A 443-nucleotide genomic window follows, 5' to 3' on the forward strand; every position below is an offset into this window, starting at 1 on the left:
GGGACTAAGTCGTAACAAGGTAGCCGTACCGGAAGGTGCGGCTGGATCACCTCCTTTCTACGGAGATTTCAGGCTCGCGTGTGCGAGCCGGTGTGGACCCGGACGCCGGATCGACCGGTGGTCCCGGGTTGCTGGTGTGGAAGAGATCGTTGGCTTGTGGTCGTGGCCGTCGTTGGTCGTGGCCGGTGGTACGGGCATGCTTTTGGGTTCCCGGATCGCCACTTCCCGTGGTTGTTCGCGGGGGCGGGTCCGTCGCCATGCGGTGCGGTTCCTCCGGTTGGTTCCGGTGGGGGTCGTCCCGTGTGTGCGGTGGTGGTTTGAGAACTGGATAGTGGACGCGAGCAAGGAACGACCTTGTGTTGTTCTTTGCTGTTGATTTCGAAGAGCACTTTTTTGTGTTCGTCGATCGTTTTGTGATCATTCTAGTTGTATTGATGTGTCGT

At 58.7% G+C, this 443-nt stretch carries 1 rRNA gene; it reads left to right on the top strand.

Annotation, left to right across the window (positions count from 1 at the left end):
• Nucleotides 1-57, top strand: a 16S ribosomal RNA gene (locus EMB92_RS11410); the annotation flags it as partial.
• Between the last annotated feature and the right edge of the window lie 386 nt (nucleotides 58-443).

The sequence above is a fragment of the Bifidobacterium callitrichos genome (assembly GCF_008698085.1).
Lineage (GTDB): Bacteria > Actinomycetota > Actinomycetes > Actinomycetales > Bifidobacteriaceae > Bifidobacterium > Bifidobacterium callitrichos.